Here is a 14,409-nt window from a genome sequence, read left to right as displayed (position 1 = left end):
ACGTCGCCCTTCCCCGCACGGCCGGCTGCGCCACACCCGCACACGTGAGGAGTCTGCATGGCCCGCCCCACCAGCAAGCCTGAGCTCCTCGCCGCTGCCGCCCAGGGAGCTGCAGACCTTGACGCGCTGATCGACGGCATGACTCCGGCGGAGCAGGAGGGTGAACTCGTGTTCCCGGCGAGTACCACGCGAACCGAGGCGCACTGGCAGCGGGACCGCTCCGTGCGCGACGTCCTCGCGCACCTGGCCGCGTGGCACGAGCTCCTGCTCAACTGGGTGGCGAGCAACGAGGCAGGCGACGAGCGACCGTTCCTGCCGGCCCCGTACAGCTGGCGCGACTGCGTGCCCATGAACGTCGCGTTCCGCGATGCGGCGACGCAGCTGAGTCTTCGCGAGGCACGCACCCGGTTCGCGACGAGCCACGCCCAGGTCATCGCACTCATCGAGCGCCACACAGAGGCGGAGCTCTTCGAGAAGCGCCACTTCACGTGGACAGGCACGACCTCGCTGGGGTCGTATTGCGTCTCGGCAACCTCCGCACACACCCGCTGGGCGACCACGAAGCTGCGCGCCTATCTCCGAGCTGTGCGCGCGGCGTAGCGGCGTCCAGCACAGCTCAACGAAGCGACGCGCAGCGAGGATCAGCGCAGTCGGCGGCCGTGCTCGCGCATCCAGCGGCCCGTGCGGCGTTGTTCCACGATCACCATCACGATGCCCAGCAGCCAGAACGGCACCTGCACGGCGAACGCCACGCGGAAGGCACCCAGCGAGTAGTGCTCCGGCGAGCCCGCGCCCTGGAGGTCGAGCACCAGGCCGATCAGCAGGATGACCAGCAGGGAGGCGGTGAACCCCGCCGTGTTGACGAGCCCGGTTGCGAAACCGGAGAGGCTCCTCGGTGTATGCGAGCGCGCCACCTCGAACGCGATCATCGAAGCGGGCCCCCCAAGCGGCATCACAACGAGGAGCACCACAAGGAGCCACATGGGTGGTGTTCCCGGCCAGACGAGTACGGCGATCCACGCGGACGCGATCCCGACCGAGATGCCGAGGTTGACCCAGACCCGGCGCTCGAGGAAGCGGGAGCTGATGGGTCCGAGCACGAGGCCCGCGAGCATCGAAGAGACCACCATGAGGCTCAACATGCCGCCGGCGGCAGGCTGTGAGAGTCCCACACCACCGACGAGGAAGGGGGTGCCCCAGAGCAGCAGGAACACGTTCATCGCGAACGGCGAGGTGAAATGCACCCAGTACGCGAGGCGCACCCCGGGCAGACGAAGGAGGCGGCGAGCCTGCGTCCAGAATCGCAGCCCGCGCACGCGCGGCTCCTTGATCACCGGGAGCATCTCCGTGCTCGGCGGGGCCATCTCGACTGCCCCGCCCTGGTTCAGTCCACCGAGTCCACGGGCGTTACGTGAGAGCTTGCTCGTGCGCCCCGTGAGACGTTCCGCGAAGGTGCCGTCCCCCGGCCGATTGCGCAGCACGAGCGCCGCAAGCAGCTCGGAGAGCAGGCCCACCGCGGCGAGCCCGAGGAAGCCCGTCATCCAGCCCGCAACGCTCACGAGCAGCGCAAGTGGCGCAACCGAGACGAGCTGCCCGGCCTGACCGATGAGGCCCGTGAGCTGGCTGACGGTGGGGAGCTGTCGCGGCGCGAACCACTCAGGCAGAATTCGCATCACGCTGATGAAAGTGCACGCATCGCCCGCGCCCACGAGCACGCGCGCGAGGATCGCAAGGCTCACGTCAGAGACCGTGGCCATCAGCGCTTGCCCCACCACCATGAGCAGCGAGCCGACGAGCAGCATCGATGTTGCGCCCATCCGATCGAGCAGCACGCCGACCGGAATCTGCAGCCCCGCGTATACGATGAGCTGAATCATCGGGAAGAACGCGAGCGTCGTCGCGTCGATACCGAAGTGGTCTTGCGCGGCCGGCCCGAGCGCTGAGAGCGAGGAACGGTTGATGATGGCCACGGCGTAGAGCAGGGCGGCCATTCCCCACACCACCCAGGGGAGGAATGGTCGTGCGGCGCGCATGCTCACCATGCTACTCCTGCGGGCCAGCACGGCTGGGGCACGGCGCGGCGCGGAGCTCAGTGGCGCCGCGCAGCCGCCGTGCTACGCGCGTTCGGGGAGCGGCGGGCCGTCTGGGAAGTCGCTGCGAGTGAGGTCGAGGAACAGCGCGTCCTCAAGGTGGCCACCGGGGCGCACCTGGTAGTCGCGCAGCACGCCAATGCGCTGGAAGCCCATTCGCTCGTAGGCGCGGATGGCGCCGTCGTTGTTGACATTGGGATCGAGCGTGACGCGGCTGATGCCGTCAGCGAACTCCGCGCGGATCGCGAGGACGAGTGCTTCCTCCCCAACGCGGCGGCCGCGGAAGCGCGTGCCAATGAAGAGGTGCATCACGGTGGTCGGGTACTCCGCATCGGCGCCACGGAGCACGTACATCGCTCCCGCGCACTCCCCCGCAACCTCGATGATGCGCACGTTCGCGGAGTCATCGATGAACTCGGCCTGCACGCGCTCCGGGGTGTACCCAACCCACCACACCGACACCTCAGGTTCGCTCAAGATCGCTACCAGGGGCGCCTGGTCCTCTGCGCGGGGGGCGCGGAGCGTCACCAGGGGGCCAACGAGGGGCAAAGCTGTTTCAGTCATGGCTTCAGCGTAGTGCGCAGACGACACAGCCGGGCAGACCAATTTGGCCCCGCGCACGCAGTCCACTTCCGAGGAAATGGATGCGGACGCGGGGCCACAGTGGCGCTGCGGGGCGGGCACACCCGCCACCGAACTACTGACCGAGCGCGGCCAGGCGGGACTCTTCGTCCATACGAATGCACGACTCGATCACTGCGTCGAGCGCACCGTTCATCACCTGATCGAGGTTGTACGCTTTGAAGCCCGTGCGGTGATCCGCGATGCGGTTCTCCGGGAAGTTGTACGTGCGGATGCGCTCCGAGCGATCCATCGTGCGGATCTGGCTCGAGCGATGTGCGCTGGCCTCGGCTGCCGCTTCCTCTTGCTGGCGCGCAAGGATGCGGGCACGCAGCACGCGCATGCCGGCCTCACGGTTCTGCAGCTGGCTCTTCTCGTTCTGCATCGCGACCACGATGCCGGTCGGCAGGTGCGTGATGCGCACGGCGGAGTCCGTCGTGTTGACCGACTGCCCACCGGGGCCCGAGGAGCGGTAGACGTCGATCTTGAGGTCGTTCTGGTGGATCTCGACCTCTTCGGGCTCGTCCACCTCGGGGTACACGAGCACACCGGTAGTCGACGTGTGAATGCGCCCCTGCGACTCGGTCACGGGCACGCGCTGCACACGGTGCACGCCGCCCTCGTACTTCAGGTGTGCCCAGGCGCCCTGCGACGGATCGCTCGGGTTCGCTTTGATGGCCACCTGCACGTTCTTGTAGCCGCCGAGATCGCTCTCGTCTTTCTCGAGGATCTCGGTCTTCCACCCCTTCGACTCTGCGTAGTACATGTACATGCGCAGCAGGTCAGCGCCGAAGAGCGCGGACTCCGCGCCGCCCTCGCCGCCCTTAATCTCGAGGATGACGTCGCGTGCGTCGTCGGGGTCGCGCGGAATCAGCAGGCGACGTACCTTCTCCTGCGCTTCCGCCAGTCCCGTCTCAAGCTCCGGGATCTCCTCGGCGAATGCCTCGTCTTCCTTCGCGAGCTCGCGCGCGGCCTCGAGGTCTTCCCCGAGCTGCACCCAGTGCTCGTGTGCGGCCTTGATCTTGCTGAGCTCGGCGTAGCGCCGGTTAACCTTCTTCGCGCGCGCGGCATCCGCGTGCAGCGCCGGATCGGCGAGCTCTTCCTGCAGCTGCTCGTGCTCAGCGAGCAGCCCCGTCACCTGTTCGAACATGATTCCTCCGGGTTTGTTCGTTCACGCATCCTGCGCCCGGCGCTGAACGGCCGGAGCCGTGAGGCCCACCGGGGTGGGCCTCACGGCCAGCTCCGCGCGCGCAGGATGACGGGAACCCGTGATCAGTCGCGGAGCGCGCGGGGTGCTAGGAGAGCTTCCCGGTGCGCTGGATCTCTGCGAGCAGCGCGGCGTTCGAGGCGGTCTCGCGCATGCGCGACACCAGCTTCTTCTCGGCATCGTCGTCATCGTGCAACGCGGCGCGGAGCGACTCGAGCACGCGCACCTCGTCCTCGCTGAGGATCGCCGCGGTGCGGCTCGTCCGCGAGTCCGTGATGTCGACGGCAGCGGCGAGGCCGGCGCGGGTCTTCTTGATGCGGATCTCGCTGTTCGCAACGCGGCGTGCCTCACGCAGCAGCGTCTCGTCGGCGGCGATCTTCGTGCCGCGGTGCACAGTCGCGAGGAGCGTCAGCGAGCCGCCGTTCTCCACGTTGCGTGCGCCTGCGAGCAGCTTCTTGATCTGGCCGAGCGCGAACTCGTCGAGCTCGTCGTGTGCAGGGCGTGCCTGCGCGTGCTGCGCCTGCGCGTAGGCACGGGCGAAGCTGTTCAGCGAGTCGAGCAGCACGACCACATCGTGGCCGAGCTCGAGCATGCGCTTAGCGCGCTCGATGGCCAGCTCGGCGATGGTCGCCTGGTCCTCAGCCGTACGGTCGAAGGTCGCCGCGACGACCTCACCGCGAACGGTGCGCTCCAGGTGGGTAACGTCCTCGGGGTGAGCATCAGCGAGCACCACCATGAGGTGGGCGTCCGGAGTCGTTGCGCTCACGGACTCCGCAAGCTCGGTAACAATTGCGGTGCCGTCTGCGTGAGGCGGCAGCACGACGAGTGCTCGCTGACCCAGGCCGAGGGGCGCAGCAAGATCGACCGAACGGCCGAGCAGCGCGTCACCCGCGCGCTCGAGGCGCAGGCGGGTCTCCGGGTACACCGGCGTGAGCTCAGCAACGTCGGCGCGCTTCTCGTTCTCCTCGAGCGTGCGCCCGTTGACCGAGTCGATCTTCACGATCGCGTTGTACTTCTGGCGGCTACCGCTCTCGCCCTCGCGGGGCTGGCGAATCGCGCCCACCACTGCGTCACCGCGGCGGAGGCCGTACTTCTTCACCTGGCCGAGCGAAACGTACACGTCGCTCGTGCCCGGCAGGTACCCGCTCGTGCGCACGAAGGCGTAGTTGTCGAGCACGTCAAGGATGCCCGCGATGGGCAGCAGGACGTCGTCCTCGGTGATCTCGAGCTCGAGCTCATCGCCCGCGCCCCGGCGCTTGCGATCGCGCTGACGCGTACGGCTCGAGCGTGCGCTCTGGTCGGCACCGTTCTTCGCCTGACCGCCGCGCTCGCCACCCTGGCCCTGCTGGTTCTGCTGGCCCTGGTTCTGGCCACGACCCTTGTTCGAGTCGTCACCATCGGAGTGTGCCTCAGCCGAGTCGTTCTGCTCGGCGGACTCGCCCTTCTGACCACGGCCGCGGCCACGACGGTTGCGGCTCGGCTTCTCGCCCTCGGCCGTGTCGCCATCCTGACTCTCGGTCTTCGCCTCACTCGGTGCGGCGACGGTCTCAGCCTCGGCCGCGGGCGTCTCAGCCTCAGCCGCGTCCGCGGCGTTGCTCGCCTGTGCAGCAGCACGGCCACGGCCACGCTGAGCGGGAGCACGGGTCTCGGCAGCTGCCTCGGCCTCGCCTGCAGCGGAAGCGTCGCCGGCGGGAGCCTCGGTGGACTCCGCGGGGGCAGCGGTTTCGGTCTTGGCCCGACGGCTGCGCGTACGCTTCGCGGGCGCGGCCGGGGTCTCCTCCGCGGCGTCTGCGGCGGGAGCGTCAGCCGCGGGAGCTTCAGCCGCGGGAGCCTCGGCCTCGGCCGGCGCCTCCTCCACCTTCTTGCGGCTGCGCGTCGCACGCTTCTTCGGCGCGGCCTCAGCCGGTGCCTCAGCGGCGGGAGCCTCCGTCTCGGGAGCCTCAGCTGCGGGAGCCTCGGCCTCGGCCGGCGCCTCCTCCACCTTCTTGCGGCTGCGCGTCGCACGCTTCTTCGGCGCGGCCTCAGCCGGTGCCTCAGCGGCGGGAGCCTCCGTCGTGGGAGCCTCCGCAGCGGGGGCAGCCGCAGGAGCCTCGGTCGCCGTCACGGTGACCGCAGCGTCGCTCGTCGCGCCAGCCGCGGCGCTCACGCGTCGCGAAGCGCGACGCCGCGGCGCCGCGGTCTCCTCGGCTGCGGGAGCAGTGTTCTGGTCTTCTACGTTGGATTCCACGTTTCTTCCTTTCGGAACGCCGTGGGGTGTGCGCGAGCGCTCTGGCCCGCTCCCCCGCGGTGGTGCACCTCGAGGTGCGTCGGGATCACCGGACATGAGCGTCGCGGTGAGGAAAACAATCCACCACCGGGCCAGAACCGCTCACCAGCAACCGACCGTGTAAGTCAGCACCGAAATCGGCTCGGCCTCGGGCACCCGTACCACTCACGAAGAGAGCGCGGCTACGCGGGGATCGACTCCACTGTAGCACCCTTCGTGTCCACCGCGAGGAGCAGCACACGCCAATCCGGGTGACGCTCCGCGACGAGATCCGCCGCGGCAAGCCGCTCTGCGGGACCGCTGTTCAGCACGAGAATCGACGGCCCAGCACCGGAGACCACTGCGGGGAACCCGGCGTCACGCAGCTCTCGAATCAGGTCACGTGTGGCGGGCATCGCCTCGCCACGGTAGTCCTGGTGGAGGCGATCCTGCGTAGCTTCCATGAGCAGCTCGGGGCTCTGCGTGAGCGCGGCAATGAGCAGCGCGGAGCGCGACACATTGAACACGGCGTCCTCGTGCGGCACCTGCTTCGGCTGCAGGCTGCGCGCCAGCTCGGTGGACATCGTGAAGCTCGGCACCAGCACGAGGGGGGCGACCCCGCGGTGCACCATGAGGCGCTTGAACTTCGGCCCGTTCTCCGTCGACCATGCGATCGTGAGGCCGCCGAACAGCGCGGGCGCAACATTGTCCGGGTGCCCCTCAAGTTCGGTGGCGAACGCGAGCAGCTGCTCTTCCGTGAGTTCGAGCGGTGCGACGGGATCGCTCTCCAGGAGGCCCGCCGCGATCATCACGCCGGCGACAATTGCGGAGCCGGAGGATCCCATGCCTCGGCCGTGCGGAATGCGGTTCGTGGCTGAGAGCTCGAGGCCGGGCAGTTCGCGCCCGAGCTGCTCAAAGACGTGCGCGGCGGAGCGCACCACAAGATTTGACGCATCTGTGGGAACTTCCCCCTCACCAACACCGGAGACGTGCACCGTGGCGCCGGGCGCGTCGCGAGTCACCGCGGTCAGCTCATCGCCGTACGCGAGTGCGATCCCGAGCGTGTCGAAACCGGGCCCGAGGTTCGCGCTCGTTGCCGGGACGCGGACGCGGACAGCGCGCTGCGCTCCCCCGCTCACGCGTTGCCCTCGAGACGCAGCACGCTCGTCACGCCGAGCACCATGTCGGAGCCCCGGAGCGCCTCTACCATCGCGGCGAGATCGGCCTCGCGCGCAACGTGGGTGCCGATGACGAGCGCGGCGCGATCGTCCTGACCCTCGACACCGGTCTGCTCAACGCTCGCGGCCGAAACACCGTGCTCCGCGAGGATGCCGGCGATCCCGGCGAGCACGCCGGGCTGATCGCGCACCTCGAGCATCACCTGGTAGGCCGTGTTCACCTCACCAACGGGCAGGAGCGGCAGCTCTGCGTGGAGCGATCCCGGGATGCCGGGGCCGCCCACCACGTGGCGACGCGCGGCCGATACAAGATCACCGAGCACCGCGGAGGCGGTCTCGGCGCCACCGGCACCGGCGCCGTAGAACATGAGCTCGCCCGCGGCCTCAGCCTCGACGAACACCGCGTTCTTCCCCCCGTGCACCGCGGCAAGGGGGTGATCGCGGCGGATCAGCGCGGGGTACACGCGCGCGGAGACGCCGTCGACACCCACGGAGGAGGTGATGCGCTCGGCGATGGCAAGCAGCTTGATCACGTAGCCGGCGTGCTTCGCCGCTTCGATCTGCTCGAGCGTGATGTTCGCGATGCCTTCGCGGTGCACGGCGTCGACCGGCACCTCGGTGTGGAACGCCATGCTGGCGAGGATCGTTGCTTTCTGCGCGGCGTCGTAGCCCTCAACATCGAGCGTAGGATCTGCCTCGAGGTAGCCGAGCTCGCTGGCAACGCGCATCGCGTCTTCCGAGCTATCACCAAAGCGGTCCATGCGATCGAGGATGTAGTTCGTCGAACCGTTGACGATGCCAAGCACGCGGGTCACGTGATCGCCGGCGAGGCTCTCGCGGAGCGGTCGCAGGATCGGGATCGCTGCCGCCACTGCCGCCTCGTACGATAGCTGTGCGCCAACCTGCTCGGCGGCGTCAGAGAGCTCGCGCCCGTGCGCGGCGATGAGCGCCTTGTTGGCGGTCACCACGTCGGCGCCGCCCTGCAGCGCCTGCATGATGAGGGTCTTTGCGGGCTCGATGCCACCCATCAGCTCGATGACGATGTCGGCGCCCTGCACGAGCCGCTCGGCGTCGGTGGTGAACAGTTCCTGCGGCAGCTCGACGTCGCGCTTCGCGTTCACGTCGCGCACCGCGATCCCGCTGAGCGTCAGCCGCGCCCCGATGCGCGCAGCCAGCTCCTCACCGTGCTCGAGGATCAGGCGGGCCGTCTGTGCGCCCACCGAGCCGCAGCCCAGTAGCGCAACGCGCAGGTCACGGTATCCGTTCACTTGGTTGCTCCGTTCGTATCGGGGGTGTCGTGTGTTTCGCTGATCACGCTCATCGCGAGCAGCTGGTCTTCGGTCTCGCCGCGCACAATGAGGCGGGCCTCGCCATCGCGCAGCGCGACGACGGGCGGGCGCGGCACGTAGTTGTAGTTGCTGGAGAGTGACCAGCAGTACGCGCCGGTCGCAGCGACGGCGAGCGTGTCGCCGGGGCGTACGTCGCCCGGCAGTTCGTCGCGCTGCACGACGATGTCGCCGGACTCGCAGTGCTTCCCCACCACGCGCACGAGGGCCGGCTCGGCCTCGCTCACGCGGTTGGCGATGCGCACCTGGTAGTCAGCGCCGTAGAGGGCAGGGCGCGCGTTGTCGCTCATCCCCCCGTCAACGCTGACGTACAGGCGCTCCGCGTAGCCGAGGTCGGCCGGGTCCGCCGCGACGTCGCTGCCCGCAAGCTGCACGGACTTCGTGGTGCCCACGGTATAGAGGGTCACACCGGCCTGGCCGATGATCGAGCGGCCGGGCTCGAACGCGAGGTGCGGCAGCGGCACGCCAAGCTCGCTCGCGGTCTCCGCGACAATGTCGGCGAGTTCTCGGGCCACGTCGGCAACGGCCGGCTCCTCGTCTGCCGCGGCGCTCGTGTACGCGATACCAAACCCTCCGCCGAGGTTCAGCTCGGGGATGGGGCGGCCAGTGATCTCGGCGAGCTCCGGGTAGGCGCCCAACAGCCGGCGCGCAGACTCGCGGAAGCCGCTGGTCGCGAAGATCTGCGAGCCGATGTGGCAGTGCAGGCCAACGAACAGCAGGTTGTCGTGGCGCAGGATGTCGCGCACGAGGCGCGGGGCTTCGCTGAGCGGCTGGCCGAACTTTTGGTCCTCGTGCGAGGTCGCGAGGAAGTCGTGCGTGGAGGCGTGCACTCCGCTGTTCACGCGCAGGCGCACGCGTTGGCGAATCCCCGCGCGGGCTGCGGCCTGAGCGACGCGCTCGGTCTCGAACTCGCTGTCCAGAATGATCGTGCCCACCCCGGCGGCGACCGCACGTTCAATCTCCTGCACGGACTTGTTGTTGCCGTGGAAGCCGATACGCGCGGGGTCAACACCTGCGGCGAGCGCAACGGCGAGTTCCCCGCCGCTCGCAACGTCGATCGCGAGGCCCTCTTCGGCCATCCAGCGCGCCACCTCGACGCAGAGGAACGCCTTCGTGGCGTAGTACACGGTGGCGGAGGTACCGATGCGCTCGGCTTCGGACTGCAGGGCACTGCGCACCTCGACGGCGCGTGCGCGGGCGGCGTTCTCGTCGACCACGTAGAGCGGGGAACCAAACTGCTCCGTGAGCACGGTGGCGCGAATGCCGTTCAGCTTGAGTTCGCCGCAGTTCCGGCCGCGGCGCGCGGTCGGCGGAAAGACGCGGGGGTCGATCGCGTTGGACGTGTCCGTGCGGGTCGCCTGGGTCATGGTGTGCTCCTGGGGTGTGAATCGTGTCGTCAACGCTCGCGGGTCGCAACGGGCGACCGATGGCGAGCGGACCCGGATTGGCCCCTGAAGCCGTGCGAACGGAGCCGGAGCTCAGAACGGACCCGTCTAGCTTAGCGTGCTGCGCATGCCGAATCGGGAGTGTTACAGGGGTGCCGCGCGGGTGGGTCTGTACCGCGCGGTGACGCAGTGCGGCCCCGGACTTCTGCCCGGGGCCGCACCCTGAGTGCGAACGTCGTCAGCGGCGCACGGCGAACGGGGAGAGGTCGAGCGGGCGCTCGCCCACGGTAGGGGTCTCCCCCGCGACAAGTTGCGCGACGACCTCACCGGTAATGGGGCCGAGCGAGAGCCCGTGCATATTGTGCCCCGCGGCGACGATAATCTCCGGGCGGCCCGGCACGGGGCCGAGCAGCGGCATGCCGTCCGAGGTCATGGGCCGGGCGCCCACCCACTCGTCCGTGCGGCCGGCCCAGTCCGCCCCGGTGATGAGGCCGCGGGCGGCGCGGGTGAGCACGTCGAAGCGATCCCGATTCAGCTGCTCCGGCCTCCCGTCGAACTCCATCATGCCGACGACGCGCAGTCGATCGTGCATCGGGATGACCACACAGTGCCGATCCATCGAGTGAATGAGCGTGCTCGGCATGCGTTCGACGGGCACGGTGTAGCTGTACCCCTTGCCCGACACCACGCGTGCGGAGCGGATACCGGAGCGGCGCAGGATCGGGGTCGTCCAGGCTCCCGCCGCGACGAGCACGCGGTCTCCCGCCACCGTCGTCTCGCCACCTGCGGCGTCCCGGCAGATGACGCTGGCCCCTGATCCCAATCGAAGCGCGGTGAGCCCCGTGCGCACAGTGACGCCGGCCGCTTCCAGGTGGGCAATGAGGCTCGCCACAAACGTGACCGGGTCGAGTGAGAGCTCCCCTGGGAGCAGGAAGCCGCCGTCGATGGCGGGATCGAGCACGGGCTCCTGCGCGTGCAGCGCCGCGCCGCGGAGCATGGGCCCTGGGGCCTCGCCCCACCCGCGCGAGGCGCGCGCCGCATAGTTCGCGTGTGCCGCGCGGAGGTCCGCCTCGTCGGAGCACGTCATGAGGTACCCCATCCCGCCGCCGGAGATGTCGATCCCAGCGGCAGCGAAGCGGTGCAGCGCGGGCAACAGTTCGTCAGCGAACTGTGCGAGCGCGGCAGCACCGCGGGCGGCGGGTGCCCGCATCGACGCGCGGAGAAAGCCCAGCCCGAAGCCAGCGAGCTTGGGCAGGCTCGGGATCGCGATCGACAGGTACGACGAGCGAGTGAAGAGACCGGTGAAGATGTCGCGCGCGGTGTTCGGGGATGCGAGCGGTGCGACCTGCTGCGGGGTGAGCTCGCCGGCATTTCCGGTTGCTGCTCCCGCCCCGAGGTGGTCGCGCTCCACGATGGTGACGCGGTGGCCGCCACGCACGAGCGCGAATGCAGAGCACAGGCCGATGAGCCCGCCGCCGACGATAACGATGTGCTGCTGGGTCATTGCTGCTGAACTCCTTTGTTCGTTGCAGCCACCCTAGCCCGGCTAAGAACTGCCTGCCATGTTCCCCGCTCCCCGCGGGTTCGTCAGCTGGGGCAGGCTTTCTCTCCCCCTTCTGAACAAAGAAATCGCGGTGTGCGGGGGAAACCTTCCGATTTCCTCCGCACACCGCGATTTCGCCGCGGGAAGCAGTGCCCCGCGGGGCGTGGCCCGCCCGCCGGCATTGCGAGTGGCGGGCCACAGGGCGGGGATTTAGCCCACACCCTCCATCATCTCCGTGTGCGTGTTGCCCACCCGGGCGAGCACCTCGGGGCGGTTCCGCTTCACCCACCAGAAGCGAGCGAACGCGGCGAGCATCGTGAGCGCGAACAGGTACGGGATTACGTTGATCGGGAACGCGGGTACGGGCCACACGTTTGCAAAGAAGACGTATCCCATGGCCACCACTGCGACGACCGCGCAAAGCCACACGAGTCGGTTCGGGATCCCAGCCTTCGTCGTGTACACCACACCTGCAATCGCGACGAGCGCGTACGCAACCATGTAGCCGTAGGTGCCGTACGTGTCCACCCACACGACGATATCCATCGGGTGCGTGCCCGCGAGCAACAGGATGATGTCGAGGATGATCGCGGCGGGGCCGGCAATGAGCAGCACGCGGTGCGGGGTGAGGTGCGTCTCATGCGTGCGGCCGAAGCGCTCGGGCATGATGCCCTCCTTACCCATCACGTAGACGATGCGACCCACGACGTTGAGCGGGGCGACGACCACGGCGAAGAAGGATGCTGCGACGCCGAACACCAGGACGGGCGCGAACCAGCCGGGCATCCCGATCTTGTCGTTGATCGCCTGCAGGGGGCTCGCCACCTTGCCGAGCTCATCGCCCAGCACGGCAATCTGCGTGTACGCGGCGAACACGTACAGCACGCCGACCACGACGGCGCTCCACATGATCGCCCGCGGGATTGCGGTGTGCGGGTTGCGTGCCTCACGGCCAAGCGCGTCAGCGGAGGAGAAGCCGACGAAGCCGAGGATACCGAGCACCATGCCAGCCGCGACGCCCTGGAAAGGCACGCCCTCGAAGGAGAACTGCGCGGGATCCCACGCGTCCGGCCCGAGCCACACGAGCGCGGCGACGAGCAGGATCAGGATGATCGCAACGGAGGCGAGCTCGAGCACGAGCGAGACGCGCGCCGAAATCCGAATGCCGCGGATCGTGAAGAAGGTGCCGAGGCCACCGATAATGATGGCGAGCGCGATCAGCCAGCCCGTGCTGCCGGCCTGCGAGATCCCGAAGATCTGCAGCAGGTCGGACATGTACGAGATTGCACCGCCGAGCGAACCAGCGGCAATACCCCACGAACCGATGAGCAGCGCGGTGCCGGCGGCGAACGCGCCCGTCGGGCCGAGGCCCTTCGACACGTAGGTGTACAGCGATCCCGCGGAGGCGTGACGACGGGCAAACATCGAGATGATGTAGCCGACGCAGAGGATCACGATCGTTGCGAGCACGAAGGCGAACATCGTGCCGTTGCCCGCGCCCAGGAAGATCGAGGCGGCGGTGAAGGCGATGACGGCGCTCGGCGCGATGTTGGCGATGGCCTGGGCCGCGAGCTCGGGGCCAGACATCACCCCTTCGCGGAGGCCGGCGTCGACCTTTCGTTCTGTGGTCTGAGTCATGTCAGTACGTGAGTCTTTTCTCTTCGTCGAGGAAGTGGGTCGGGTTACGGAATGAGCAGCGTGCGCAGCACGCCACCGGCCTGCAGGTCGTCGAGCGCCTCAGCGGCCTCGTCGAGGGGGCGGCGGCCCGAGATCAGCGGATCGAGCTTCAGCTGGCCGTCCATGTAGCGGTCGACGAGCGCGGGGATGTCGATCGACGGACGCACGGAACCGTAGTTCGAACCGAGGATGCGCTGGTCGGCCTCCGCGAGCACGAGCGGCTCGAACGAAGCCTTCGCACCCGTGGGCGGCAGCCCGACGATCACGGCAGCGCCGCCGAGGCCCAGCATCTGGATCGCCTGCTCGGTGGTCGAGGTGCGGCCGATCGCGTCGAACACGTAGTCCACGCCGTCAGGCATGAGCTCGAACAGCTGCTCGACCGCGTCACGCTCGGACGCATCGATGCGGTCGGTCGCGCCGAACTGCAGCGCCATCGTGGTCTTCTCAGCCACGACGTCGATCGCGATGATGCGCTCGGCACCCGCGAGCTTCGCGCCCTGCACCACGTTGAGGCCCACGCCCCCGCAGCCGATCACGGCAACGGTTGCGCCTGGCTCGACGGCGGCGGTGTTCAGCACCGCGCCCACACCGGTCGCAACGGCGCAGCCGACCACGGCGATGACATCGAGCGGGGCGTCGTCGCGCACCTTGATCGCGCCCGATGCGGGCACGATGACCTCTTCGGCGAACGAGGAGACCCCGAGGTAGTGGTGCAGCGGCTCCTCGCCGGCCGAGAGGCGGGAGGTGCCGTCAAAGAGCACGCCCTGCGGCGCAACAACGGTGGCCACCTTCTGGCAGCGCGCCTCGTGCCCCTGCAGGCAGTAGCGGCACTCGCCGCACGGTGGCACCCAGCTGAGCACCACGTGATCGCCCACTGCGAGCGAGGTGACGCCCTCACCCAGTTCAACGACGACCCCCGAGCCCTCGTGGCCCATCACCATCGGGGCGGGCGCATCCCACTCGCCGCGCTTCACGTGCAGATCCGAGTGGCACACACCGGCGGCGGCAATCTTGACGCGCACCTCCCCCGCCTTCGGGGCAGCGAGCTCGACGTCGAGAACCTCGACGCGGGTCTCCGGATCGCGGAACACCACAGCCTTCATCAGGAAAACTCCTT

The 14,409-nt window shown here is 68.8% G+C and carries 11 protein-coding genes; 1 reads left to right on the top strand and 10 read right to left on the bottom strand.

Annotation, left to right across the window (positions count from 1 at the left end; genetic code table 11):
* Window positions 1-57 precede the first annotated feature (57 nt).
* Complete coding sequence (locus ACR81A_RS05315) at window positions 58-600, top strand: ClbS/DfsB family four-helix bundle protein (protein WP_440312926.1); 543 nt, start codon at window positions 58-60, stop codon at window positions 598-600.
* 41 nt (window positions 601-641) lie between these two features.
* Here the strand turns inward: ACR81A_RS05315 and ACR81A_RS05310 are convergent, their stop codons facing one another.
* The 10 genes from ACR81A_RS05310 to ACR81A_RS05265 form a co-directional block, all read right to left on the bottom strand.
* Complete coding sequence (locus ACR81A_RS05310; protein ID WP_440312925.1) at window positions 642-2,033, bottom strand: MFS transporter; 1,392 nt, start codon at window positions 2,031-2,033, stop codon at window positions 642-644.
* Window positions 2,034-2,114: 81 nt separating this feature from the next.
* Window positions 2,115-2,654, bottom strand: coding sequence for a GNAT family N-acetyltransferase (locus ACR81A_RS05305; RefSeq protein ID WP_440312924.1), 540 nt, complete (start codon window positions 2,652-2,654; stop codon window positions 2,115-2,117).
* A gap of 133 nt (window positions 2,655-2,787) precedes the next feature.
* Entirely contained in the window at window positions 2,788-3,861 is a 1,074-nt protein-coding gene (gene prfA / locus ACR81A_RS05300) for a peptide chain release factor 1 (RefSeq protein WP_025133953.1), read from the bottom strand.
* 145 nt (window positions 3,862-4,006) lie between these two features.
* Window positions 4,007-6,145: a hypothetical protein gene (locus ACR81A_RS05295; RefSeq protein WP_440312923.1), complete on the bottom strand. Its 2,139-nt coding sequence runs from the start codon at window positions 6,143-6,145 to the stop codon at window positions 4,007-4,009.
* 221 nt (window positions 6,146-6,366) lie between these two features.
* Entirely contained in the window at window positions 6,367-7,302 is a 936-nt protein-coding gene (gene thrB / locus ACR81A_RS05290; RefSeq protein WP_440312922.1) for a homoserine kinase, read from the bottom strand.
* Entirely contained in the window at window positions 7,299-8,609 is a 1,311-nt protein-coding gene (locus tag ACR81A_RS05285) for a homoserine dehydrogenase (RefSeq protein WP_440312921.1), read from the bottom strand. Before ACR81A_RS05285 ends, thrB begins: the two co-directional genes overlap by 4 nt.
* Complete coding sequence (gene lysA / locus ACR81A_RS05280; protein WP_440312920.1) at window positions 8,606-10,054, bottom strand: diaminopimelate decarboxylase; 1,449 nt, start codon at window positions 10,052-10,054, stop codon at window positions 8,606-8,608. Before lysA ends, ACR81A_RS05285 begins: the two co-directional genes overlap by 4 nt.
* Before the next feature lie 256 nt (window positions 10,055-10,310).
* Window positions 10,311-11,576, bottom strand: a complete 1,266-nt coding sequence (locus tag ACR81A_RS05275) for an NAD(P)/FAD-dependent oxidoreductase (protein ID WP_440312919.1) — start codon at window positions 11,574-11,576, stop codon at window positions 10,311-10,313.
* A gap of 249 nt (window positions 11,577-11,825) precedes the next feature.
* Complete coding sequence (locus tag ACR81A_RS05270; RefSeq protein ID WP_440312918.1) at window positions 11,826-13,253, bottom strand: APC family permease; 1,428 nt, start codon at window positions 13,251-13,253, stop codon at window positions 11,826-11,828.
* Window positions 13,254-13,297: 44 nt separating this feature from the next.
* On the bottom strand, window positions 13,298-14,395 hold the full coding sequence (locus ACR81A_RS05265) for a Zn-dependent alcohol dehydrogenase (RefSeq protein WP_202381896.1): 1,098 nt from the start codon (window positions 14,393-14,395) through the stop codon (window positions 13,298-13,300).
* Between the last annotated feature and the right edge of the window lie 14 nt (window positions 14,396-14,409).

The sequence above is a fragment of the Leucobacter chromiireducens genome (assembly GCF_051993095.1).
GTDB lineage: Bacteria > Actinomycetota > Actinomycetes > Actinomycetales > Microbacteriaceae > Leucobacter > Leucobacter chromiireducens.
This window is presented reverse-complemented; position numbering and strand designations above follow the sequence as displayed.